The 25,052-nt window shown below is 57.7% G+C and carries 20 protein-coding genes; all 20 read right to left on the bottom strand.

The annotated features are described in order from the left end of the window. Positions 1-98 precede the first annotated feature (98 nt). A complete protein-coding gene (gene ftsZ, locus NNL35_RS12440; protein WP_006675639.1) occupies positions 99-1,223 on the bottom strand; it encodes a cell division protein FtsZ in 1,125 nt (374 codons plus the stop codon). A 53-nt stretch (positions 1,224-1,276) separates the two neighbouring features. Continuing rightward, positions 1,277-2,521, bottom strand: coding sequence for a cell division protein FtsA (gene ftsA / locus NNL35_RS12435; RefSeq protein WP_006675638.1), 1,245 nt, complete (start codon positions 2,519-2,521; stop codon positions 1,277-1,279). 238 nt (positions 2,522-2,759) lie between these two features. Continuing rightward, a complete protein-coding gene (locus tag NNL35_RS12430; RefSeq protein ID WP_006675637.1) occupies positions 2,760-3,632 on the bottom strand; it encodes a cell division protein FtsQ/DivIB in 873 nt (290 codons plus the stop codon). Between the two features lie 92 nt (positions 3,633-3,724). Then, positions 3,725-5,008: a UDP-N-acetylglucosamine 1-carboxyvinyltransferase gene (murA, locus tag NNL35_RS12425; RefSeq protein ID WP_006675636.1), complete on the bottom strand. Its 1,284-nt coding sequence runs from the start codon at positions 5,006-5,008 to the stop codon at positions 3,725-3,727. Positions 5,009-5,024: 16 nt separating this feature from the next. Beyond that, positions 5,025-5,933, bottom strand: a complete 909-nt coding sequence (murB, locus tag NNL35_RS12420) for a UDP-N-acetylmuramate dehydrogenase (protein WP_006675635.1) — start codon at positions 5,931-5,933, stop codon at positions 5,025-5,027. Positions 5,934-6,239: 306 nt separating this feature from the next. Further along, a complete protein-coding gene (gene murG / locus NNL35_RS12415; RefSeq protein WP_006675634.1) occupies positions 6,240-7,346 on the bottom strand; it encodes an undecaprenyldiphospho-muramoylpentapeptide beta-N-acetylglucosaminyltransferase in 1,107 nt (368 codons plus the stop codon). Between the two features lie 5 nt (positions 7,347-7,351). Then, on the bottom strand, positions 7,352-8,449 hold the full coding sequence (spoVE, locus tag NNL35_RS12410) for a stage V sporulation protein E (RefSeq protein ID WP_006675633.1): 1,098 nt from the start codon (positions 8,447-8,449) through the stop codon (positions 7,352-7,354). Between the two features lie 47 nt (positions 8,450-8,496). Then, on the bottom strand, positions 8,497-9,924 hold the full coding sequence (gene murD, locus NNL35_RS12405; protein WP_006675632.1) for a UDP-N-acetylmuramoyl-L-alanine--D-glutamate ligase: 1,428 nt from the start codon (positions 9,922-9,924) through the stop codon (positions 8,497-8,499). A 3-nt stretch (positions 9,925-9,927) separates the two neighbouring features. After that, positions 9,928-10,890 carry a phospho-N-acetylmuramoyl-pentapeptide-transferase gene (gene mraY, locus NNL35_RS12400; RefSeq protein ID WP_006675631.1) on the bottom strand — a complete coding sequence of 321 codons (963 nt, stop codon included), beginning with the start codon at positions 10,888-10,890 and terminating at the stop codon, positions 9,928-9,930. A gap of 3 nt (positions 10,891-10,893) precedes the next feature. Beyond that, on the bottom strand, positions 10,894-12,318 hold the full coding sequence (locus NNL35_RS12395; RefSeq protein WP_006675630.1) for a UDP-N-acetylmuramoyl-tripeptide--D-alanyl-D-alanine ligase: 1,425 nt from the start codon (positions 12,316-12,318) through the stop codon (positions 10,894-10,896). Next, positions 12,315-13,811, bottom strand: coding sequence for a UDP-N-acetylmuramoyl-L-alanyl-D-glutamate--2,6-diaminopimelate ligase (locus tag NNL35_RS12390; protein WP_006675629.1), 1,497 nt, complete (start codon positions 13,809-13,811; stop codon positions 12,315-12,317). Before NNL35_RS12390 ends, NNL35_RS12395 begins: the two co-directional genes overlap by 4 nt. 2 nt (positions 13,812-13,813) lie before the next feature. Next, complete coding sequence (locus tag NNL35_RS12385; RefSeq protein ID WP_006675628.1) at positions 13,814-15,742, bottom strand: stage V sporulation protein D; 1,929 nt, start codon at positions 15,740-15,742, stop codon at positions 13,814-13,816. Between the two features lie 69 nt (positions 15,743-15,811). After that, on the bottom strand, positions 15,812-17,977 hold the full coding sequence (locus tag NNL35_RS12380) for a penicillin-binding protein (protein ID WP_254553387.1): 2,166 nt from the start codon (positions 17,975-17,977) through the stop codon (positions 15,812-15,814). Between the two features lie 31 nt (positions 17,978-18,008). Continuing rightward, entirely contained in the window at positions 18,009-18,398 is a 390-nt protein-coding gene (gene ftsL, locus NNL35_RS12375; protein WP_006675626.1) for a cell division protein FtsL, read from the bottom strand. Between the two features lie 18 nt (positions 18,399-18,416). Next, positions 18,417-19,367, bottom strand: a complete 951-nt coding sequence (gene rsmH / locus NNL35_RS12370) for a 16S rRNA (cytosine(1402)-N(4))-methyltransferase RsmH (protein WP_006675625.1) — start codon at positions 19,365-19,367, stop codon at positions 18,417-18,419. A gap of 329 nt (positions 19,368-19,696) precedes the next feature. Beyond that, positions 19,697-20,128, bottom strand: coding sequence for a division/cell wall cluster transcriptional repressor MraZ (mraZ, locus tag NNL35_RS12365; RefSeq protein ID WP_006675624.1), 432 nt, complete (start codon positions 20,126-20,128; stop codon positions 19,697-19,699). A gap of 117 nt (positions 20,129-20,245) precedes the next feature. Continuing rightward, the gene (locus NNL35_RS12360) at positions 20,246-21,397 is read right to left on the bottom strand and encodes a DUF4349 domain-containing protein (protein ID WP_254553386.1); all 1,152 of its coding nucleotides are present in this window, start codon (positions 21,395-21,397) and stop codon (positions 20,246-20,248) included. 206 nt (positions 21,398-21,603) lie between these two features. Continuing rightward, positions 21,604-22,875 carry an adenosylhomocysteinase gene (locus NNL35_RS12355; RefSeq protein WP_006675622.1) on the bottom strand — a complete coding sequence of 424 codons (1,272 nt, stop codon included), beginning with the start codon at positions 22,873-22,875 and terminating at the stop codon, positions 21,604-21,606. Between the two features lie 78 nt (positions 22,876-22,953). Continuing rightward, positions 22,954-24,582 (bottom strand): bacillithiol biosynthesis cysteine-adding enzyme BshC, encoded by a 1,629-nt coding sequence (gene bshC, locus NNL35_RS12350; RefSeq protein ID WP_006675621.1) that lies wholly within the window; start codon positions 24,580-24,582, stop codon positions 22,954-22,956. A 94-nt stretch (positions 24,583-24,676) separates the two neighbouring features. Further along, the gene (locus NNL35_RS12345) at positions 24,677-25,051 is read right to left on the bottom strand and encodes a DUF3397 domain-containing protein (RefSeq protein ID WP_006675620.1); all 375 of its coding nucleotides are present in this window, start codon (positions 25,049-25,051) and stop codon (positions 24,677-24,679) included. Position 25,052 lies beyond the last annotated feature (1 nt).

Below are 25,052 nucleotides of genomic sequence, written 5' to 3'. Positions count from 1 at the left end.
GGATTGTTACTTTTTTTGTCGAGGAGCAGCGAACCATGATCATGGACAAGCATGCAAAAAGACGCCTGCCTCGGTAGGCAGACGTCTCGCGTCTATCATCATTCGTTATTATTGTTGCGCGGACGGTTCCGCAGGAACGTTGGAATGTCCAGCTGATCTCCGCCCGATGGCGCATTGCCGAACGGACGCAGCGGCGATTGCGCGCGGGATTCCCCGCTCGTCTCGCTGCCGCTGCTCGCAGGGCGGCGCCCTGGAATCATCGGAGCCGGCTTATGCTCGAATCCGGTCGCAATGACGGTCACCTTAATGTCATCATTCATGTTCTCGTCGATAATCGCACCGAAGATCATATTCACTTCCGGATCCGAGGCAGCGGTCACAATCTCGGCCGCTTCATTGACCTCGTAGAGCGACAAATTCGCTCCGCCCGTAATGTTCATGATGACGCCCCGTGCGCCATCGATCGACGTCTCGAGCAGCGGGCTCATAATCGCCTTGCGCGCGGCCTCCGCCGCCCGGTTCTCTCCGTTGGCGATGCCGATTCCCATCAAGGCCGAACCCCGCTCGGTCATAATCGTCTTCACGTCCGCGAAGTCAAGGTTGATCAGCCCCGGCACGGCAATCAAGTCGGAAATGCCCTGGACTGCCTGCCGCAGCACGTTGTCTGCCGCCCGGAACGCTTCCAGCATCGGCGTCTTCTTGTCCACAATCTCCAAGAGGCGATCGTTCGGGATGACGATGAGCGTATCCACCTTCTCCTTCAAGGCTTCAATTCCCATCTCCGCCTGCGTCAGACGCTTGCGGCCTTCGAACGTAAATGGCCTCGTAACGACCCCTACCGTCAGCGCCCCGCATTCCTTCGCGATCTCGGCGATAACCGGAGCCGCACCGGTTCCCGTTCCTCCCCCCATACCGGCGGTGACAAAAACCATGTCAGCCCCCTTAAGGGTGTTCATAATCAGTTCACGGGACTCTTCAGCCGCTTTCTTCCCCACTTCGGGATTCGCGCCCGCCCCGAGGCCGCGCGTCAGCTTGTCGCCGATCTGCAGCTTGTGCTCGGATTTCGCAAAATGGAGCGCCTGCGCATCCGTATTTACCGTAATAAATTCAACGCCCTTGACACCGTTGTCGATCATGCGGTTGACTGCATTGCTTCCGCCGCCCCCGACACCGATTACCTTAATCTGGGCTAATGCTTCCATCTCGAATTCAAATTCCAACATGAGCTCTCCATCTCCCCTTCATTGTGCATGGATGGCATGAAGTCAAAGACACTTTAAATAAATTCGCTAAACATATTTTTTAACCGTTCGATAAAACCAGGCTTGTTCGATGATTCTGCCGGAGCCGGCTTTCGTGCGGCTGCTTTCTTGGTGCCACCTGCACTGCGTGGTCGGACGGAGCGCATCACATGATGCAATACCCCAACACCACTTACGAATCCTGGATCGCGCACTCCGATGTAATCAGGTACCGCAATCCGAACCGATGTCTGCAGCTCGGCCTGTGCGGCATTCAGCACACCAGCCATAGAGACGGTACCTCCCGAAAGAATGTACCCGCCAGGAAGCTCTGTGAAACCTAGACGCTTCACTTCATTCTTCACAAGGTGAAAAATCTCTTGAACGCGAGGTTCAATGATATTCGCAAGGAATACTTGATTGAATTCCTTCTCTACGTTGCTGCCGATGCGGACGACTTTGAACACTTGATCCTCCAATGCCTCGTCCACCCAGGCGCAGCCGAACTTGAGCTTGACCTTCTCCGCCTGATCGGACATCGTCCGCAAGCCGTAGGCGATGTCGTTCGTGACGAAGTCGCCCCCGATTGGCAAGGTCGAAGTAGCTGCTAGCGTCCCGTCTTGGAACACGGCAATTGTCGTGGCGCCCGCACCTACATCGACCAATACCGAACCCATTAGCTTCTCATCCTTGGACAGCGCCAGATGGCCCCCGGCCAGAGACATCAGGACCAGTTCCTTGACATGCAGTCCCGCTCTCTCGACGCATCGGGTCAAATTATGTATCGCGGTCTTCGCCCCTGTAATAATCGTCGCATCCGCCTCAAGGCGGACTCCGATCATGCCGCGCGGATCATGGATGTCCTCCAGACCGTCGACCACATATTGCTTCGCAACGACGTCGATAATCTCCCGCTCCGGCGGGAGCGCAATGACTTCGGCCGCCTTCAGGACCCGGTCGATGTCCTCTTCGCCAATCTCTCTATCCTCGTTCGAGACCGCGACGACGCCATGACTGGACTGGAGTCCGATATGATTGCCCGATATGCCAACGTACACTTCCGTAATCTCTATACCGACCATGCGTTCCGCATGCTCCACAGCATTACGAATGGATTGCACAGTCTGATCAATATCTACAATCGCACCTTTGCGAATACCTTCTGAATCAGCAGATCCAACGCCGATGATTTGCAGCGTTCCGTTGTTAATTTCTCCAATGATAGCACGCACTTTGGATGTACCGATGTCCAAACTCACAATGATGTCATTGCTGCTCAACCCGTGGCACCTCCTACTTCCCAGTCAATTGGTATGTTTGTATCCCCGGACACTCTCTATGTATTCAACAAAGGATTGGCCATTCCCTCTTTTTTCTACAATTTTTTTAAAGACAAAATCCTTCCATTTGTCATGTGCCACTTCCGGTCTGTCTTGTCTTCTACAATCTGAAAAATGCAGATCAAAAAGAAGGGGAGTTCAGGAAATACCATAAACTTTATTCTAGCATTTATTCCGTTTATTGAGTAGAGTTTTTTTCTTCATCCACATTTTGTTGATCTTGTTCATCCTGCATGTTATTCTCATTATTTTCCATTTCTTGCTCATTTGTAGCGGTTTGTTCCTCTTCTGCGTCTATCTCGCCAGGATCCTCCGGAAGACTGGAATACGGAATATACGAATCGGCCTTGAGCATCGTAATGCGGCCAGGCTCCTGCGTCTCGACCACGCCGCTTAAATAAGTGATCTTGTCGGGCAGGGCCGATACCGTCGTGACGACTTCGAATCCGGAGCGCGTATACATCTTAATTCGGTCCGGGTACGAGGAAGACGGGTAGAAGCTAATCTCGGAAATGTCGGCCAGCAGCCCTTTCGGAATCTTGGCCAGCTGTTGGCTCAACAGCCCTCTCACCTCGGCTTGTCCGTCCCATTTGGTCAGCACGGGCTTCTCCAGCACGGTCTTCAGCTGCGCGCTCGGCTTCACGACGGTGCCGTTCTCCAGACAGGCCAGAACCTGTCCGTCCGCGCTCAATTCGTAGGCGACGGCGGCATACTCATGAACATATACTTCGACCACGCCAGGGAAATGCTTGACCATCTTCACCGATTTGACATAAGGGAACTTTTCTTGAATTCGCGCGCTTATCGTTGCCTCGCTCGTCCCGAAGAACGGTTCGCCGGGCTTCAGCCCGCTGACTTCGCCCAGTTCGTCCTTCGTCACGAAGTGCTCTCCGATCCAGCGCACTTCCGTAACCTTGCTTATCGGTGAACGGAAGAACAGCACGACCAGCAGCACGATGCACAGAATGGACAGCAGCCAAATCAGCTTCGCAGCTGCGCGCTTCTTCTTCGGCGGCTTCCCTGGAAGCGGGGGAATACTACGTAAATGCAACCGCTCACCCCCTCCATTCTTTCTCCTTAAATGTTAGTTCGCCGCAACACCCACAATCCCCTCCTTGTTAGGGGAGGGGACTCGCTGTAGCATTATCCATTGGCAAGGTCAAGCTTGGGTATCGCGGCGAACCGCTCGATGTTCGCCCCAAGTCGGCTGAATATATGCTCAATCCGGTCATAGCCGCGATCAATATGATGGACATTCTCGATAACCGTCCGGCCCTGCGCGGCCAATCCCGCGATAACGAGAGCGGCTCCCGCGCGGAGGTCGGTCGCTTCCACCGTCGTGCCGTACAGCATAGACACGCCGCGAACGAACGCCGTGCTCAAATCGACGCGGATATCTGCACCCATGCGGGATAATTCATCCACATGCTTGAAGCGGCCCTCGAATATCGTCTCCTTCAGCACGCTTACCCCGTCGGCAAGCGCCATCAACACCATCAGCTGCGATTGCAGATCGGTCGGGAATGCCGGATATGGCGATGTCACGATCCGATCTACGGCCTTCGCCCTGCCGAAGCTAGTTACATTGATTATACCATCACTCGTTGCGATCTGAACACCGGCACGGCGAAGAATATGAATCAATGCGGTCAAATGTCCAGAATGCGCATTGGTCAGCGTCACCGCTCCCCTGGTCGCGGCCGCCGCAATCATCAGCGTGCCGGCTACGATCCGATCCGGGATGATCGAATATTGGCAGCCGAACAGACTTTTGACGCCTTCAATCACGATCGTTCCGCTGCCTGCTCCGCTTACATTCGCCCCCATCTGATTCAAGAAGTTCTGCAGGTCGGTTATTTCCGGCTCCCGGGCGGCATTCGTGATGACGGTCGTGCCTTCCGCCAGCACGGCGGCCATCATGACGTTCTCCGTCGCCCCCACGCTCGGGAAATCAAGATGGACATCCGTTCCGACAAGGCGCGCCGCGCGGCATGTGACGCGGTGGCCGCATTGCTCCACTTCCGCTCCAAGCGCCTGCAGGCCCCGCAGATGCAAATCGATCTTGCGTTCGCCGATGGCGCAGCCGCCAGGCTGATAAATATGAACTTCCTTAAAACGCGCAAGCAGCGGACCCATCAAAAAAATGGATGAGCGCATCTGTCGCATCAAATCTTCCGGCACATGGACCGAATGAGTACCGGCTGCATCCAATGTGACCGTATAACCGTCTTGAACGGCCCGACAGCCCAAGCGGCGCAAAATGTGCAGCATTACTTCAATGTCGAGTAATTGCGGAACATTATCGAGCTTGACGACACCGTCGGCCAGGATCGCGGCTGCTAAAATCGGTAAAGCGGCATTTTTGGCTCCATGGATACGAATGGTCCCCGATAGAGGCTTCCCACCCTCAATCACCAATTTGTCCAATGTATCACCTCCGTGATTACCGCTCACCCACCACCAACACTTCCGGCACCAACTCGACACCATATCGGTCTTTTATCGTTTGTTGGATGCGCTCCATCAGGGTGAGCACGTCTGACGCTGTTGCTTGCCCGGTGTTTACAATGAAATTGGCGTGTAACGTGGATACTTCGGCCCCGCCGATTCGGAATCCCTTCAGTCCGGCTTCTTCAACGAGCCGGGCCGAGAAATCTCCTGGCGGGTTGCGGAACACGCTCCCCGCGCATGCGGCTTGCAGCGGCTGCGTCCGCAGACGCCGTTCCTTATTGGCTGCGTTCAAGGCTTTAATCTCATGCCGGTCTCCGTGCTCCAGCCGGAACGTCGCCTCCAGTACGATGCCCCTGATCTCGTGCAGCACGGAATGGCGGTACGCGAACTTCATATCTTCCGTTCTGTATCGCACCAATTCCCCTGTCTCCAGTACAATCTCAGCAGATTCAAATATTCGTGACACGTCAGACCCGTGCGCGCCGGCATTCATATAGACGGCTCCGCCGACCGTGCCGGGAATGCCGCCGGCGTATTCCAGTCCCGACAACCCCATATTGCCGGTGAGCACGGACAGCTTGATGAAGGAAAGCCCGGCTCCGGCATGCACCAGATTGTCTTCCTGCCGGACATAATCAAGCGCATGCCCGGTATGAATGACAACGCCTCGCATCCCTTTGTCGGATACGAGCATATTGGAGCCGCGCCCTATCGCCATCCATGGCAGTTGCATGTCATGAAGCAGCCGGACAGTCTGAACGATCTGCTCTTTGCCGGCAGGCTCGACGAGCACATCCGCCGGACCTCCGATTTTCCAGGTCGTATACGGTGCAAGCGGCTCATTTACCTTGTACTTGCCCAAGTTCAATTCCGAATAACGGGTTATAAATTGCTGCAGCATATGATGAACCTCCTTAACCCAACTCATCCTGTCGTCCGCGATAGACGATGCAACGTCCGTGTCCGGCAAGCGGCACTGGCTGTCACGATGTATAGGGTATCTTATGTAGCCGTAACACGTTGTGTGACAGGTGCCCAGACGGAAAGGGCACGTCGCTTCGCCCATACCGGCCGTCCCGCTTGCGCTCCGGACAGCCCTTGAGAAGCCTCGCTCGGCGCAGCCCTGCAACGTGATGGAAGCACCTGAGCGCAGCGAGAGCGGCCGCCCTCCCTGCATCTGGCCCGAGACGCACAAATCGGGCAAGGTTCACTTGCCCGTCAATCGTTCCAATTCAATTGCGACGCGCTCTGCGGCGTCCGGCTGGCCGAACGCTGTGGCTCGGGCCGACATCCGGCTGCGCGCCTCCTCATCGGTCATCAACCGCTTGATCGTATCGAAGAGCGCGGTCGAGCTGAGCTCCCGCTCCAGCATCATGATGGCTGCCCCGGCGTCCGCCAGCGACCGCGCATTGGCTTCCTGGTGGTTATTCGTCACATTGGGCGACGGGATCAGCACCGACGGGATGCCAAGCGATGTCAGCTCTGCCAGCGAGGAAGCCCCCGCCCGGCTTACCGCGAGCGTCGTCGCGGCCAGCACCTCCGGCATATTGCCGATATAGGGAAGCACATGCAGATGATTGCGTACCGACTCGCTCGATTTGAGGACGGCCGCCCGCGTATGCTCATAATAATGCTGGCCGGTAACATAGACGAAATGAACGTCCGGCAGCTGCTTCAACAGCGGGACCATGCCAATCATCGCTTGGTTCACCGCCTGTGCGCCGCGGCTGCCGCCGACGATAAGCACGACGCGGCTGTCCATCGGCAGGCCGAGCGAGGCGAAGCCCCGTTCCCGGTTCGCTTGGGCGACCGCGGTCGCCCGCGGATTGCCGGTGTAGACGACCTGCTTCGCCTTCTTGAAATAGCCGGCCGATTGCTCGAAGCTGACCGCCACCGAGCTGACATAACGGCTGAGGAACTTATTGGTCAGGCCGGGAATGACATTCTGTTCATGGACGACCGTCGGGATGCCCAACTTGGCTGCCGCATACACGACCGGCCCGCATACATACCCTCCGGTTCCGATGACGACATCCGGCTTGAATTCGGCCAGCATCGCCTTCGCCTTGCTCACGCCCTTCAGGAAGCGCATGACTGTTTTGACGTTGTCAAACGAGAGCTTGCGGCGAAATCCGGTAATGTCGATGGAGGCAAAAGGGAGGCCTTCCTCAGGAACAAGCCGGCTCTCCAGGCCTTTATCGGTTCCAATATATAAAAAAGTGCAGTCGGGATAGCGTTTCTCGCATTCCCTCGCGATGGCGACAGCCGGATAAATATGTCCTCCCGTGCCGCCGCCGCTGAGCACGACGCGCATCTCGTTCACCTCGCATAACGTGATATGTTCAACAAGATGCCTAGTGAAGTCAGCATCAATGTCAAGGAAGAGCCGCCATAGCTGATTAATGGCAGCGTAATGCCGGTCACCGGCATCAAGCCGATAACGACGCCAATATTGATAAGAACCTGCACGGCAACGATGCCGACGATGCCGACGGCCAACAGACTGCCGAACGTGTCAGGGGCCGTCATGGCCGCCCGCATGCCGCGCCATACTAGAATTAAGAATAGCATTAATACGGTGACGCCGCCAATGAAACCAAGCTCTTCCGCCAATATGGAGAAGATAAAATCGGTCTGCGGCTCTGGCACATAATTGTACTTCTGGCGGCTCGCCCCCAAGCCGAGGCCGACCAATCCGCCCGGGCCAATCGCATACAGCGACTGGATCGACTGATACCCCGCACCGAGCGGGTCCTGCCACGGATCGAGAAAGGCGGTGATGCGCTGCAAACGATAAGGCGCCGCCAGAATAAGGCCGACGAACCCGGCCGCCCCGACGAGGGCCAGCGAGGCCAGATGCTTAATCTGCGCCCCTCCCGTGAAGATGAGCAGCAGCGAGGCGCCCATCATGACGGTGCCTGTCCCAAGATCCGGCTGGAGCATAATGAGCCCGAACGCCGCTCCCATCACCCCGAGCGGCGGGAGCAGCCCGGTCATGAAGCGCTCGATTCTTGTCTGCTCGTCGGACAGCATTTTGGCCAAAAAGATAATCATGCCGAGCTTCATGAATTCCGAAGGCTGGATCCCGAACGATCCGATGCCGAGCCAGCTGCGCGCGCCGCCCCGGACGTCTCCGATGCCCGGAATAAGAACGATGATGAGCAGCCCGAAGCAGATCAGCAATCCGACCTTCGCATACCGGGACCATATCCGGTAATCGGTGTTCATCGTTACGAACATGGCAGCCAGTCCAAGTACGGCGAACAGCAGCTGCCGCTTGACGAAATAATACGAGTCGCCGTAATCGTGAAAGGCGATGATGGCGCCGGCACTATACACCATGACAATTCCTATCGCCAGCAAAGAGAGAATGGAACCGATAAGCCACAAATCGGGAGCGGTCCGTGCTTTGACCATTGCGGTACACCTCGTTGGACAATGTAGGGGCTTGAACACCCCCCTACTTAAAGACTATGCACCGCCGCCTTAAACATTCGTCCGCGCTCTTCATAGGAAGGGAACATATCCCAGCTCGCGCAAGCCGGCGACAGCAGGACGACATCGCCCGGCTTGGCATAGCCGGCCGCCAGGCGCACCGCTTCCGAAACGGCATCCGATGCATTATCTACATTGTCGACGACCGCCACCTTCGTTAAACCCGCCTTCGCGGCGATGGCCGCCAGAATCTCCCTCGTCTCGCCCATCGTGACGACGGCCGCGGCCCGCTCCTTCAGAACCGGAACGAGCTCCAGGAAATCAAGCCCGCGGTCCAGGCCGCCGGCAATCAGGACGACCGGCGCTTCGAACGCCTCCAGCGCCATCAGCGTCGCCTTCGTATTCGTCGCCTTGGAGTTGTTATAGTACGATGTGCCGTTCACCTCGCCCACGTATTCGAGGCGGTGCTCCACGCCCCGGAACGATCGGAGCGGCTCCGCCAGCGCCCCAGGCTTGGCCCCCGCCGCAATCGATATGGCAACGGCCGCCAAGGCATTGTCCACATTGTAACGCCCGGACACGCCAATCTCCCGCACGCCGATGATCGGATGCAATTGCCCCGCTTCATCCGCATACACCAATTGGCGGTCTTCGTCCTCCCCTTCGCGGGACGCTTCCGGGTAAGGAGGCTCTACGTATACGCCGCATTCGACGCGCCGCGTGGACGACACCCACCAGATCCGGGCGCCAATATCCGGAGCGAGTGCCCGGCAGGCCGCGTCGTCCGCATTGAGCACGGCGATATCCCCATTCGCCATATTGCGGAACAAGCGGGCCTTGGACTGGACATAATCCTCCATCGTCCCATGGTAATCCAAATGGGTCTCCGACAAGTTCAGCAAGCTGGCGACACGCGGACGGAATTCGGATGTCCCCTTGAGCTGGAAGCTGCTCAGCTCCGCGACCAGCACGTTGTCCGCGGCCGCTTCCCCGGCAGCCTGGCAGAGCGGCGTGCCGATATTGCCGGCGACGATCGGACGAAGCCCGGCCGCTTCGAGCATATTGCCGACCCAGGTCGTCGTCGTCGTCTTGCCGTTGCTGCCCGTGATGCCGATGATCGGCGCCGGACTGAGATGATAAGCGACCTCAACCTCGGTCACGACCTCGATGCCGAGCGCGAGCGCCTGGCGCACAGGCGGCGCCGAATACGGAATGCCCGGATTTTTGACGACCAGCTGGACGCTGGCGTCCAACAGATCGTCCGGGTGATGGCCGCATACAACACAAATGCCCAAAGCTTCCAGCTCCGAAGCTTCAGGGCATTTGTGGCGTTCTTTCTTATCATTGACGGTTACGAGGGCACCGCGTTCATGAAACGTCTTAGCCACACTGACGCCGCTCTTGGCCAGGCCGAGAACGACGACGCGCTTTCCTTGGTACATATCTGGATGTTCCATCTGCTACAACCCCTTGTTGATCCATAATCCGAGTCCGGCGAGCACGATGCCCGCGATCCAGAAGGTGATGACGACACGCCATTCCGACCAGCCGGACAACTCGAAATGATGATGAATCGGACTCATTTTGAACACGCGCTTGCCCCGTGTCTTGAAGGAGACGACTTGAATGACGACGGACAGCATCTCGATGACAAATATGCCGCCGATAATAAGGAACAGCAGCTCCGTCTTCGTCAGAATGGCAATCGCCCCGATGGCGCCCCCGATGCCGAGCGAACCGGTATCGCCCATGAACACCTTGGCCGGATGCGCATTGAAGACGAGGAAGCCGAGCACGGCGCCGATCATGGCTGCCGCGCATACCGCGGCCGCGATCTCGGACAGCTGCATCGCGATAAGCGCGAAGGCCGCCAGCGCGATCGCGCTTGTGCCTGACAACAGGCCGTCGAGGCCGTCCGTGAAATTGACCGCATTGCTGATCGCCAGCATCATCAAAATGATGAACGGATAATAGAACCAGCCGAGGTCAAGACCCCAGGACGTCCCCGGTACCGCGAGCACGGTGCTGTGATCCGACTGCCACAGCAGTACGCAGATAACGGCGGAGCACGCCAGCTGCCCGATCAGCTTTTGTCTCGCGGTCAGGCCGAGTGAACGCTTGAACACGATTTTGATATAATCGTCAAGAAATCCAATCAGTCCGAAGCCGAGGGTCGCGATGAGCAGCACATAAAAATCAATGTCGGTTACCGAGAATTTCAGAAAAGCAAGCGTAAAGGCGAGCAAAATAATGGCGCCGCCCATCGTAGGAGTGCCTGCTTTTTTCAAATGGCCTTGCGGGCCGTCATCGCGGACCTGCTGTCCGAACTTGAGCCTGCGAAGCAGCGGAATGGTTAACGGACCGAGGATGACAGCCAAGATGAAAGATACGCCCATTGTCATTAACATCAATTTGAAGTCCAATCCCTACACCTCCCGTAGCCCCACAGACGAATCCGTGTTACGGATCCAGTCATTTACAACTTCTTCTAGTTTCATTCCCCGGGATGCCTTGACGAGCACGATATCACCGGGTCTCACTTCTTGGTTCAAATAAGCTTTCAAGGACATTTTATCTTGGAACGAGTGCACGGCCTCGGCCGGCAGCGAGCGGCGGGCGCCGTCGGCGATATGCTTCCCCAACTCGCCGTACGTGAGCACCACATCGATCTGATCGGGCGTAAGCTCCGCTCCGATCTCGAAATGGAGCGCCGCTTCCTGCGGTCCCAGCTCCAGCATGTCGGCCAGCACGGCGATGCGCCGTCCGCCCTTCATGTCGGCCAGCACGGATAAGGCCGCCCTCATCGAGGTCGGGCTCGCATTATAGGCGTCATTCAGCACGATCCAGCCTCCCGGCGTAACATGCCGCTCGAAGCGCATGCCGCTGATGCGCGCCCCGGCCAGTCCGGCGGCAATCTGTTCATCCGTCAGGCCGAATTGGCGCCCGACCGCCAGAGCGGCCATGGCGTTCATCACATTATGCTGCCCCAACAGCGGGATATGGAAGACAGACTCGCCTTGTCCGCCGGCGGAAGGTACGGCGAATGCCATGCCGCTGCCGTCGCCGCTCATACGGGACAGCCGCAGTTCGCATCGTTCGCCCAGACCGAAGCGCAGCAAGCGGATGCGTCCTCCCGGCTCCCGTTCGGACAGTGCTAGATCGACAAGCGGTTCGTCCCCGTGGCATACGAGCAGGCCGCCGTCGCGCAATCCGGCCGTAATCTCCAGCTTCGCCCGGGCGATCTCCTCCCGGCTGCCGAGCTGAAGCAGATGGGCATCCCCGATATTGGTGATGACGGCCACATCCGGTCTCGCCAGCTGCGAGAGCAGCTCGATCTCTCCCCGGCCGCTCATGCCCATCTCGAGCACGGCAATCTCCGTCTCTCGCGGCATCGAGAGCACAGTGAGCGGAAGCCCGATATGATTGTTGAAGTTCCCATCGGTCTTATGTACCCGATATCGTTGCGACAAGACGGACGCAACCAGATCCTTCGTCGTCGTCTTGCCGTTGCTCCCGGTAACGGCGACCACCTTGACCTGGCCTTCCGCGAGATAAGCAGCGGCCAGCCGCTGCAGCGCAGCGTACGTGTCCTCCACGATAATCAGCGGCGCGGAAGCGCCGGGAAGCGCCCGATCCGCTTGCCAGAGCGCTCCGGCCGCCCCGGCCCGCAGCGTCTCCTCCACATAGGCATGGCCGTCGAATCGTTCACCGGTGAGGGGAACGAACAGCCCTCCGGTCAATACGGAGCGGGAATCGGTAAATACGCCGCGCACCTTCGTCTGGCCTGCAGACGGATCGGCCAATGTTCCGCCGCACAGCTCCGCTATATGTTCCAAGGTTGTCTCTATCACTGCACTTTTCCCCTTATCGCTTCTTTTGCTACTAGGCGGTCATCGAAATCAAAGGTGTCGCGGCCGATAATTTGATACGTCTCATGCCCCTTCCCCGCAATCAATACTACATCGTGCGGGCTTGCCAGTTCAATAGCCTTCGCAATGGCGGCTCTTCGGTCAACGACGCATTCATAACGGTCACGGCTGACCTCCATCTCCGTCAGGCCCCGTTCGATATCTTCGAGAATCAGCTCCGGATCCTCGGTACGCGGATTGTCTGACGTAATAATAGAGTAGTCGGCATACCGGGCCGATATCTGGCCCATAATCGGGCGCTTCGTCCGATCGCGGTCCCCGCCGCAGCCGAATACGGAGATGACGCGGCCTTCCGCGAATTCCTTGACGCTCTGCAGCACATTCTCAAGGCCGTCCGGCGTATGCGCGTAATCGACGATGACCGTATACGGCTGCCCGGCCTCCACGGCCTCCACACGCCCGGCCACGCCCGGCACCGCTTCGAGGCTGGCGCAAATGTCGTCCAGCGCGATGCCTTCTATCAACCCGACCGCGATGGCGGCGAGCGCATTGCAGACATTGAACTTGCCGACCATGCGAAGCTGCACGTCGGCCGATCCGCGGAACGTATGGACGCGGAAGCTCGTTCCCTTGCCGTTCATGCGGATGTCCTCCGCCCGAATATCGGCAGACGCCGACAAGCCGTACGTCAGCGTCTCTGCGGTGGTCAGCTTGGCGAAATGCGCCGATGCCGGATCGTCCGCGTTCAGCACGGCATAAGAACGCTCCGCCTCTTGCTCGGAGAACGTGTTCCCGAGACGGGAGAACAGCAAGCCCTTGGCATCGCGGTACGACTCCATCGTCTCATGGTAATCGAGATGATCCTGCGTCAGGTTCGTGAAGACGGCCGTCCGGAAGCGGCAACCTTCCACGCGGCCTTGATCGAGCGCATGAGAAGAGACCTCCATCGCGACGGCCTCCACGCCGCAGTCGGCCATATCCCGCAGCGAACGCTGCAGCTCAAGCGCGTTCGGCGTCGTGCCCGACATCGGCAGCGTGCGGCCGTCATAGCGCATCTCGATCGTGCCGATCACGCCGCTTGTGCGGCCGGCGTCCGTCAATATCCGCTCTATCAGATAAGTTGTCGTCGTCTTGCCGTTCGTTCCCGTCACGCCGATCAGCTTCAAGTCCCGGCTCGGCGAACGGTAGAAGGCATCAGCCAGCACCGCAAGCGCATGACGGGCCTGACGAACGATGAGCTGCGGAACCGGAAGCGGCAGCTCCCGCTCTACGACAAGCGCGGCCGCTCCCTTGTCCACGGCTTGCTCCGCATAACGGTGGCCGTCATCCGCCGTGCCCGAAATGCAGAAGAACAGATCGCCCGGCCGGACATGGCGCGAATCCACCGCCAATCCGGTCACTGCCGTAGCTTCATCTCCTGTACATTTCACATTCAGCATTCGCTTGCATGCTTCGGACAATCGCATTTCCTGCATAGTTATTCCTCCGTCTCTGTACCCATGTAGATGCGGATGGTCGCTCCACGCTCCACACGGGTTCCCGGCTTGGGCGCCTGGTGAATGACCATGTTGCCCGTGCCGGATTTGGCCAGTTGAAAATTCATGTTCATGTCTTCGTAAATATCGGTCAGCGTCTTGCCGACCAGATTGGGAACCGCCACAATCGGCGTCTCATTGTATCTATATTCGCGGGGGACTTGTTTCTGACGCGGTTCCACTCCCATATAATGGAGCGCGTCCTCCATGATGCGCTTGACGATAGGAGCGGCGATCAGCCCGCCGAACTGAATCCCCTGCGGATCATCCACCGCCGTATAGATGACGATCTTCGGATCGTCCGCTGGCGCGAACCCGACAAAAGATACGATATGCTCATTCGGCGAATAACGTCCGTTCACAACCTTTTGCGCCGTGCCCGTTTTTCCTCCGACCCGGTAGCCGTCGATGAACGCGTTGCGTCCCGAGCCTTGGGCGACGACATGCTCCAGCGCGTCCCGCACCTTCGCCGACGTCTCCGGCGAGATGACCTGCCGGACCAGTTCCGGCTCGACTTCATCGATGATCATCCCCGTCTCGGGATGCTCGAACGACTTCGCCACATGCGGACGATACAGCTTGCCTCCGTTAATCGTCGCCGAGACGGCGGCAATCTGCTGGATCGGCGTCACCGATACGCCCTGTCCGAACGAGGTCGTCGCCAATTCGACCGGACCGACCCGGTTCAGCTTGAAGAGAATTCCCGTCGCTTCTCCGCTCAGGTCGATGCCTGATTTTTGCCCGAAGCCAAAATTCCGTATGTACTCAAACAGCGTCTCCTTGCCTAACCGCTGTCCCAGCGTGACAAAGCCGGGGTTGCACGAATTGCCGACCACCTGGAGGAAGGTCTGGCTGCCATGGCCGCCTCTCTTCCAGCAGCGCAGCCGGGCGCCCCCGACCTCGATGCTCCCGGGATCAAAAAAATGCTCGTTGTACAAATCGACCTTGCCTTCCTCGAGCGCCGCGGCGAGCGTAATGATCTTGAAGGTAGAGCCCGGCTCGTACGTCATCCAGATCGGCAGGTTGCGGTTGTACACCTCCGAGGAATACTCCTTGTACCGCCCCGGTTCGTAATTCGGGCGGCTCGCCATCGCCAATATCTCGCCGTTGTTCGGATCCATCGCAATCGAGATGATATGCTTCGGCTTCAATTCGAGCATCGCCTGATCAAGTTCCCGCTCCATTATTGTCTGTATTTGCTTGTCAATCGTCAATTGCAAATTTAATCCATCTCGCGGCGGGGCGTACGTCTCCGAGGAGTTCGGCATCTGGCGGCCCTTCGCGTCGGACAGGTAAGAGACGCTTCCCTGCAGCCCGCTGAGCGCGTCATTGTACCTCTGCTCGATGCCCGTCAGCCCTTGGTTGTCAATACCGGTGAAGCCGAGAATATGGGAGGCCAGATCCCCGAATGGATAATATCTTTTATTATCCTCTGCCACGACAATGCCGGGCAAGTTCATTTCCCGCACCTGCTGGGCCGTTTCAAGCGATATTTTGCGGCCTCCCGGCTTAATATGGACGATAGACTTGCGTACCTTAATCATCCGTTCGACGTCTTCCGTTTTCATCTGCAGCACCGGCGCCAGCCGGGCAGCCGTCGCTGCGGCATCCTGAATCTGGGCGGGGACGGCCATAATCGTCGGCGAAGTCACGTTATAGGCGAGACGCACCCCGTTCCGATCGAGCACTTCCCCGCGCTTGGCCGTAACCGGGATGTCTCTGCGCCACAGCTCCTCCGCCTTGGCCGTAATTTCCCCGCCCTCCCACAGCTGGACATAGGCAAGACGAATGACAAGCGCTAGAAAGCCGAGAGACACGAGTCCGGCGCCGATGAACAGCCGCTTGCGGACCGTGACACTGGATAATTTCACGGTAACCCCTCCTTTGTCCCACTTGGGTTCATAACCAACCTATTCGGGACAACCAGGGGATAGAACAAGCTATGGCCTTCTCGGCTCCAATTTTATGTCGACGACGCGCTTGCCGTTGTCTGTCGAGGCTTTCTGCTCGGTCACGTAGCCTTCTCCCTCGATTCGAACCTCGATGCCCAGCAGCGAGGCGATTTCCATGACATCGCGAAGCGATTTGCCTTTCATATCCGGCATGGAGAGATTTTCCGGCTCATCAGTCAGCAGGTAGACCCGCTGGCCAGAGCCCAAATATTCGCCCGGCGCCGGGAATTGGCGCTTCACTTCCTTGCCTGCGCCGACCGTCTGGAAGACGATGCCCTGCTCCGCAAGCCGCTTCTTCGCTTCATGCGGCTTCAGCCCCTGGATGTTCGGCGCCTTGACCAAGCGGGTCGGGCCTTCGGATTTGCCTGCCTCGCCCGGCTTCATCTCATGAGAAGTGGGCACACCCATGTAGCGCAGCGATTTGGAGACGATATTTTTGAAAATAAACGGCGAGACGAAGCCGCCGCCCTCCCAATACTTCTGCGGGTCGTCGACGACGACGATGACCGCGATGCGGGGATCCTCCACCGGAGCGAAGCCGACGAAGGACACGACCGCACGGGTCGTGTCATACTCCCCGTTAATAACCTTAAGCGCGGTTCCGGTCTTGCCCGCGACCCGGTAGCCTTCGATATACGCGTTCTTCCCGGTGCCGATCTCCTGATCGGCGACAACCTGCTCCAAATACTCGCTGACCTGCTTGGCAATTGCCGGATCAATTACTTGCCGCACCACTTCCGGCTCCCGCTCGGTCACTTCTCCGGTCACCGGGTCCTCAATCTTCTTCACGATATGCGGCTTCATCAGCTTGCCGCCGTTCGCCACGGCCGAGACGGCCATAATCTGCTGAATCGGCGTCACTTTAATCTGGCCGTGGCCGTACGAGGCAGCCGCGACGTCCGCCGGATATTGGAACTGAACGAAGCCCTCGTATTCATATGGAATCTCGATGCCCGTTTTTTCCCCGAAGCCGAACTTGTCGATATAGGACTTGAACCGGTCCTCCTTCAGCATCTCGAAGCCGAGCTTGACGAAGGCGACGTTACTGGAACGCTTCAAGCCTTCCAGGTAGGAGATCGTGCCCCATGTCGTATTGACGTCGTGAATAGGTCGTCCGCCCGCATAAATTTTCCCTGAAGGGAAAGTGGCTTCCGGATCGAACAAGCCTTCCTGCACCGCCGCCGCGAGCGTCACGATCTTGAACGTCGATCCCGGCTCGTAGCCGCCCTGCACCGCCGGGTTGAAAAAGGCGCGCTCATTGTCAAAATCCCAATACGAATTCGGATTGAACGTCGGCATGTTCGCCAGACCCAAAATATCCCCGGTCTTCGGATCCGCGGCGATAACCGTAATCGTATGCGGGGAATATTCATTGTACACTTTCCGGATCTCTTCCTCGATATATTGCTGAATCGTGCGATCGATCGTCAAATACATATTGTCCCCGTCCCGGGCCGGTGTGTAAACCTCCGACGCCTTCGGGAGCTTGTTGCCCATCCGATCCTTCTCATACTGGATTGAACCCGCTGTACCGGACAATTGCTCATTATACAGCTGCTCGATCCCATAGACAGGTTTTCCGGCTTTGTCGGTATAACCAAGGACGTGCGCGGCCAGGTTGTTTTTGGCGTAGAACCGCTTTACCTCCGGCATCAGGTACAGCCCGATATCCTGCAATTTGGTCTTTTCCTTGAGCGACTCCGTGAAGTCGCGCAGCTTCTGCGCGGTCTCCTCCTCGATCTTCCAGCCCTCGTTCCGGACCTCGCGATGAACCAAATATTTTCCGGTCTCCGGGCTTTTTTTGCGGACAATGTCATAGAGCTCGTTCTCCGGCTTGCCCAGCACCTTGTGCAGCTCTTGGACGATAAGCCGCTCCACGTCGATATCCTGCTCGACCATCTTTTTATCTGTTTTCAGCTCCTGAATCAGACCCGGATTGACCGCGACCGTATACGCAGGGGCATTCATGACGAGCACTTCCCCGTTCTGATCATAGATCGTCCCGCGCACCGGCTCGATAGTCCGCTCCGTTGACCACGAATTTTTCGCCAGCTCCATCCAAAAATCTTGATTCCACACCTGATACCAAAATAGACGGGTCACGATGACAATAAAAAAGAGGGTGAATAAGCCCCCGATTGTCAACGTGCGCAACTTGATTCGTTTGACCATCTTCATCCCTCGTTCAATCATTGCCTATGGCTTGTTTGTATACTTGAATCTCTAGCGGCGTCTCGGGAAATATGAGCCCGTTCTTCCGCGCAATCTCTTCAATCCGTTTCCAATCCGACAGCTTCTCGACTTCTACTCTCAACACGGAGGTCTGATCCTGGAGCGATATCGTCTCCCGCTTCAAATTCTGGATCTGCCGGTTCATGTCGTAGATCTGGGCATATCGCCCGATAAGAACGAGCGCTACGGCCGTGCACAATAGAATGGTCAGCAGATACAACAGCTTCTCCCTCGTCGGCAATGTGTTCTTGCGGACGACGGTCTTCGTTGTCTGGCGAACCTTGGGCCTCGGCTGCTGCTGCCTCTCCGGCCGGACGGCCAAATTACCGCGAGTATAAGCCATCTTCTGCTCTCCCCTTCATTACAATTTCTCGGCAACCCGTAATCTCGCGGAACGAGAACGCGGGTTGCGCTCCAACTCGTCCGCGCTCGGCACAATCGGCTTGCGCTTCGGCAAAGTCAAAATATCCTGCTTGCCGCAAGCGCACATCGGCAGATCCGGCGGACAAGTGCAGCGGTTCATATACTGGTTGAATGTCTGCTTGCATATCCGATCCTCCAAGGAATGGAAGGTAATGACAGCGACCCTTCCGCCCGGCTTCAAGCAATGGATTGCCTGATGGAGCGCTTGCTCGAACGCGCCCAGCTCGTCATTGACGGCGATGCGAAGCGCCTGGAAGCTGCGCTTGGCCGGATGGCCCCCGGTCCTTCGGGTTGCCGCCGGAATCCCGGCCTTGACCAGCTCGGCCAGCTCGCCGGTCGTCTCGATCGGATGATCCGCCCTCGCCTCCATGATGCGGCGGGCGATGCGGCGTGAAAATTTCTCTTCCCCGTATTCGAACAGGATGCGGGCGATCTCCTCTTCCGGCCACTCATTCACAATCTCGCGGGCCGTCAGCGAAGTGCTTCGATCCATGCGCATGTCCAGCGGCGCGTCATGCTGATAGCTGAAGCCGCGCTCTCCTTCATCAAGCTGCGGCGACGATACCCCGAGGTCGAACAGAATGCCGTCCACCTGAGGCACGCCATCGACAAACGGCACCTCCGCCTGACGCAGCGCGTCCTCGATATGACGGAAATTCGTCTTGATCATCGTCACCCGGTCAAGGTAGGGGGCCAGCACGTTCGCGGCATTATCCAAAGCCCAATCGTCCTGATCCAGCGCGATGAGCCGGCCGTCCGCGGACAGCACGGATGCAATGGCGGAGCTGTGTCCCGCCCCTCCCAGGGTACAATCGACATAGATGCCGTCAGGGCGCACATTCAGCCCATTCACAGCTTCCTCTTTTAACACCGTTATATGGTGAAACACATGTTATTCCTCCTAGTTCTTCCTGTTCCCGTCTATGTTGTCTTTCCTCTTTTCACGGTTCGCTACCCCTAGAAATGGAAGTTCAAACAGGCCGGTTTTCAGCACCGAGAAGGTTGCAAGAACTCGAAGCCTAGGCTTTCGAAGCGAGTTTTGCTGCGCAAAACTCGTGAGGAGCAGCGCAGTGTAGGCGAGACTACATGAGCAGCTACAATGTTTCCGTAGGAAACATACTTCGGAAGCATATGCTTTTCAAGAGTGAATGCAAGATTCGATGCCGATATACTACCTGCATCACTTCGTGATCAAAAGCGGACTTTTTGAACAACCTCTCAAAAATCAAAGTCAACCAGTGTCTCGGCTATTTCTTCAAAGGTGGACGCGGACTGCTGCATATATTGTTCCCAAGCGTCCTTGCTCCAAATCTCCACCCGGCTCTGGACGCCGATAATCATACATTCCTTGTCCAGCTTGGCATGCTGCCGGAGATGGGCGGGAATGTTGATCCGGCCCTGCTTGTCCCACTCGCATTCGGTCGCGCCGGAGAAGAAAAAGCGGGTAAAGGCCCGCGCGTCCGCCTTCATCAAAGGCAGTGCCTTCAATTTCTGTTCGAGCAGGCCCCATTCTTCCATCGGGTAGACGAACAGACATTGATCCAAGCCGCGCGTGAGTATGAAGGTGGAGCCCAAGGAGTCACGCAGCTTGGCGGGAATGATCAGGCGGCCTTTGTCATCGATGCTGTGTTGATATTCACCCATGAACATCTTGCCACCACTCCTCCCCCCTAAATCCACCACGATGCCCCACTTTCCCCCACAACAAAAGAATACTTCGCCGTCAATATAAAAAATCCTGCTTGTCAGCAGGATTTTTATTTCATATTACTTTTTGTTCTCGCTATCGGCTTCAGCGCTTATCCCTTCGGTCGAACGCCCCTGTTCCTCCGTTTCCGCCGGTTCGACAGCCGGTGCCGGCACCGCGGCTTCCGCAGCGGGCCCGTCGTCGGCTTCTGGCTTGCCATCCGCCCCCTCGGCCGGATCTTGGCCCGTTCCCCTGTGCCGCTGCTCTTCAGGTCCGCCCGGGTGTCCGGGGACACGCGATTGCGGATGCCGCCGCCGGCCTCTTCTCCGCTTCACAAGCAGCCAGATCGGAACGCCGACAATGGCGGCGGCGCAGGCAAAAGGAAGGAGCGCCGTCAAAAATAAAATAATGACCTGAACGAACTGGACCAGCGCCTCCCAGCTTTGAACGAGCGTATTCGCCATCCGGGTTCCGAATGCATTTTTCAAGCCCTGCACGACCGGAACATTGACCGGCTGATACAATCTCATATTTACGGTTGACATGGCCACATGATTATCCAGATACCGCTTGCGCCCGACAATCTGCTCAATCTCCGACTGCACAGACCCGAGCTCGCTGGAGAACTGGACCAGATCGTCCGCGCGCGTCGCCTTCTCCATGAACGCCAGCAGCCGGGCTTCCATGGCGCGCTGCGCAGTTAGTCTCGCTTCCAGATCGACGTACTCCTCCGTCACGTCATTGGCCGAATATTCACGGTGATAATCGAGTACTTCCCATGTTCCTAGCTCATCAAGAAAAGCGGTGAATCCTGCCGCAGGTACCTTAATGACGAAGGAGCCCCCACGCTCGCTCTCCGACTCCTGATCGGAGAATTGCAGCACATATCCCTTCGAGTGTTCAACCAATTGCTGCAGCCGCTGCTTGGCGGCCTCATAGTTTTTGACCTCCATGCGGATATTCGCCTCATAGATCAGCTTCCGATCGGCGGGGACGAAGCTCGACTCGTCCTGCTTGGCGAACCCAGCGCCGGCAGGTGACAGGCTCTCCCCCTTATCCATTGCCGCTTCCGATTGGTTCATGACCGTTCCGGCCTCGGAGGCTTGATCTGAGGAGACGGCTCCGCAGCCGGCGGCCAGCGCGAGCATGAGCATCCCGAGCAGAAGCGCTCCGAAGCGGGCAAGCCGCCTCATTCGGCCTTCCCGCTTATCTGTTTCCTTTACCTTCCTCATCCCGATCCTTGACATAACCCATATTCCCCCTTTTATTTGGCACATCGTCTTCCGAACTCCTCTGGATGCGATCGCAATCTGTACCTTACCTAACGGAATATGGAAATCAAATGTTGCGGGCGGCCTTTGTTATCTATGTAAAAAAAGACCGCCCGCCTTCTTTGCCTTCTATGAAGCAAAGAAGCGGGCGGCCGGTAACGCGGCTATTAATGTTCCTGCCAGCTGGCCAAATACGATTGCTGTTCAGCCGACAGCGTGTCGATCGAAATGCCGAGCGACTCCAGCTTGAAGCGGGCGACCTGCTCATCCAGTTCGTACGGCACATTGACAACCTTGCTGCCGATGCGCTCATAGTGCTCGTTCACATATTTCAGCGACAACGCCTGCAGGGCAAACGTCATATCCATAATCTCTGCCGGGTGCCCGTCCCCCGCTGCCAGGTTGACGAGGCGGCCTTCCGCCAGCAGATAAATGCTGCGTCCGTCCTTCAACTTGTATTCTTCAATATTTTTGCGGACCGTATGCACGTTCTGCGCGCGTGCTTCCAGCTCCGGCTTATTCACTTCCACATCGAAATGGCCGGCGTTGGACAAAATCGCGCCATCCTTCATGACGTCGTAATGCTCGCCGCGAATGACATCGCGGTTCCCCGTGACCGTCACGAAAATATCGCCTGCGCGAGCCGCTTCGCTCATCGGCAGCACGGTGAATCCGTCCATATACGCTTCGACGGCCTTAATGGCGTCGATCTCCGTCACGACGACGTTCGCGCCGAGGCCTTTCGCCCGCATCGCCACGCCTTTGCCGCACCAGCCATAACCGACGACGACGACGGTCTTGCCGGCCACGACGAGATTCGTTGTACGGTTGATGCCGTCCCACACCGATTGGCCTGTGCCGTACCGGTTGTCGAACAAGTATTTGCAGAAGGCGTCATTGACGGCGACCATCGGGAATTGGAGCGTGCCATCCTTCTCCATCGCCTTCAGGCGCAGAATGCCTGTCGTCGTCTCCTCGGCGCCGCCGCGCACCTGCTCACGCAGATCCGGACGCTCGGAGTGCAGAATCGAGATCAGATCGCCGCCGTCGTCGATAATCAGGTCCGGCTTCGTCTCCAGCGTGCGGAGGAGCAGCTGCTTGTACTCTTCCGGTTCCGGATTGTACTTCGCATAGACGGTAATGCCGTCTTCAACCAGCGCGGCGCAGACATCGTCCTGCGTCGATAACGGGTTGCTGCCGGTAATCGTCACATCGGCGCCTCCAGCCTGCACGACCTTGGCCAGATAAGCCGTCTTCGCTTCCAGGTGGAGCGAGATCGCCACCTTCAAGCCCTTGAACGGCTGCTCCGCTTCGAATTGCTTGCGAATCCGGTTCAGCACCGGCATATGGGCCTGCACCCAATCGATCTTCAAATGCCCTTCCGGGGCCAATGCAATATCGCGGACGATGCTATGCTCCGCTGCTTTTGTCTGACTCATCCTCTACACCCTTCCCTTCCTGTTATAGCTATCGTATTCAGCAGATGCGCGCCTGTTGACCCGGGCTGGCAACCATTGTTAGAGCACAACCAAGCGGTTCTCCCCGTTCCACAGGACGGGAGCTTCCATGATTGGCTTGAACCAGCCGTCCCCGTAGCGGCAGGCGTACATCAGCATATTGTAGACGCGCTCCTGCGGCCGATCCTGCGGATGGAGCGTCAGCCTCATCCGCACCCATTGGCGAAGACCCGATTCATGCTGCTTCTGGAGCGCATCCTTCGCCCGGTGGTGCAGGAAGTCGATCTGCTCCAGCACCTTCGCCCGGTTCGTGTCCCCCAGGCGGCCTAGCGCGGGGAGCGCTTCGTTCAGCCGGGCAAGCAGCTCTTCATAGCGGGCATCGACATCATGGCGGAGCGAAGCGAACCGTTCATCGAGCCCCAGTTCATCCTGAGCCGTCAGCCACGCTTCCTTCCTCTCCTCATAATGCCCGATGATGTCTCCGGCCGTCAATTCATATTTCCCGAGGAGCTTGTTCACGGTCCCTTCCAGGCAGGTGAAGCCCATGCGCGGCCAGAGCAGCGGCATCCGCATGCCGAGCGCGCGGAAAGCCTCTTTCGTCTGCGCCCAGTAGGCGATCTCGCCGGGACCGAGCACGATGGCCAGCACCGGGAACAAATATTCCTGCATCAACGGGCGGGTCAGCACGTTGTTGCTCAACAGATGGGGCGCCGATTCGGCGGCGGCCATCAGCTCATCCTCGCTTCGGACCAGCGTCCGATGCCGATCGGTAAAGCCTCCGTCTTCCTTGAACAGCAGATGCCGCTCTCCCTCGTGAATCAGGAACAGATTCGCTCCGTTCTCGGCACGGTCCGCCTGAGTCGGGAAGCCGCGCGAAGCCAGCTCGCGCTCGCTGGCGCCGTAGGCCTGTCTCAGCAGGTCGTTCTGCGCGATGAGGCTGCGGAACATCGGCCCTTCGACCTGGCGCAGCTCCGGATCGGCCGAATCAAGGAACACGAGGCCGTATGGGCCGAACATGCCGCCGAGCAGCACGGCGCAAGCATCGGTAAGCGACGCGGCGCCGGCGGATGCTTCCCGCACCCGCTCCATCAGCGCCGGCTTGAACTCCGTAGCCGGCAGCAAGGCGTCTACCTCGTTCAAGACCGCTTCCCATTGCTCCTCATCCAGCCGAATGCTGCTGACCGGTGCGCGCGCTCCCTCCTTCTTCTCCACCCGGACCCGGGCGACAGAAGGTTCCGGGGTGAGGAAATACGCATGATTCACTTCATCGAAATCATGATCCTCTCCCGCGATCCAGAAAATCGGAATGACCGGACGGCCCAGTCTCGCCTCCGCCTCCTGAGCCATGCGGATAATCGATACCGCCTTGTAGACGACGAGCAGCGGGCCGGTAAATAATCCGCCCTGCTGTCCGCCGACGACGACGAGGGCGTCGTCCCGCTCCAGTTGGTCCAGCGATGCCGTCACGGCCGGATGATCGTTCCTTGCCTTATTATATCGGCGCAGGACGGAGACGAGCTGCTTACGATCCGCCCGCAGATGCGCCGCTTCATCCACCCATCGGACGCGCGCCTCCCAATCGCGATCCGGATGGTATTCATATAGCGATTCGATGATCGCGTCGTCCCGTTCTATGTATCGTCTTGCCAATGATTGCTGTACAGGTATGTTCAATATAGGCCAAGTCATGTAAGCCGCCTCCTCTGTCTATCGTCTCGATTGTACACAATGCGGCTTAGGTACGTCAAAGAGGCGCTGTTCGCGCACGCGCGCCCCGTGGGGGCTACACGCTCGCAACATAGGCGATAATGCCGATGAGCAGCAGGATAATATACAGGATGCTGAGAATGAAGAATGCCAATCTCCAGATCGTCCTCGCCAGCCGCTGAACGTGAATTTTCCCGTATTTGCGGTGCTGGAGGCCGCCAAGCAAGCCGATGGCAAGGAGCAGCATAAGACAGATCCAATAGAATCCGGCGGAGGAGCCTGTTATCGTATTATAGAGGCCCCCAACCGATGCGATAAGGAAGAATGTCGTCACGTCCATGGCCAGCATGAACGCTTTTTTCTTGGGCTTGACCCAGTAGGAACCGGCAAACCATACGATGATGAACGGAAAAAACGGCAATGCCGATAAAAATACGAAAATGGTATACATG

This window comes from Paenibacillus dendritiformis, from assembly GCF_945605565.1.
GTDB classification, from domain to species: Bacteria; Bacillota; Bacilli; order Paenibacillales; family Paenibacillaceae; genus Paenibacillus_B; species Paenibacillus_B dendritiformis_A.
This window is presented reverse-complemented; position numbering and strand designations above follow the sequence as displayed.

Coding starts and splice junctions, on each gene's coding strand:
- ftsZ (WP_006675639.1), bottom strand. CDS start 1,223: ATGTTGGAATTTGAATTCGAGATGGAAGCATTAGCCCAGATTAAGGTA.
- murB (WP_006675635.1), bottom strand. CDS start 5,933: ATGCTGCAGCAATTTATAACCCGTTATTCGGAATTGAACTTGGGCAAG.
- murG (WP_006675634.1), bottom strand. CDS start 7,346: ATGCGCGTCGTGCTCAGCGGCGGCGGCACGGGAGGACATATTTATCCG.
- spoVE (WP_006675633.1), bottom strand. CDS start 8,449: ATGGTCAAAGCACGGACCGCTCCCGATTTGTGGCTTATCGGTTCCATT.
- murD (WP_006675632.1), bottom strand. CDS start 9,924: ATGGAACATCCAGATATGTACCAAGGAAAGCGCGTCGTCGTTCTCGGC.
- NNL35_RS12390 (WP_006675629.1), bottom strand. CDS start 13,811: ATGCAGGAAATGCGATTGTCCGAAGCATGCAAGCGAATGCTGAATGTG.
- ftsL (WP_006675626.1), bottom strand. CDS start 18,398: ATGGCTTATACTCGCGGTAATTTGGCCGTCCGGCCGGAGAGGCAGCAG.
- mraZ (WP_006675624.1), bottom strand. CDS start 20,128: ATGTTCATGGGTGAATATCAACACAGCATCGATGACAAAGGCCGCCTG.
- NNL35_RS12360 (WP_254553386.1), bottom strand. CDS start 21,397: ATGAGGAAGGTAAAGGAAACAGATAAGCGGGAAGGCCGAATGAGGCGG.
- NNL35_RS12355 (WP_006675622.1), bottom strand. CDS start 22,875: ATGAGTCAGACAAAAGCAGCGGAGCATAGCATCGTCCGCGATATTGCA.
- bshC (WP_006675621.1), bottom strand. CDS start 24,582: ATGACTTGGCCTATATTGAACATACCTGTACAGCAATCATTGGCAAGA.
- NNL35_RS12345 (WP_006675620.1), bottom strand. CDS start 25,051: ATGTATACCATTTTCGTATTTTTATCGGCATTGCCGTTTTTTCCGTTC.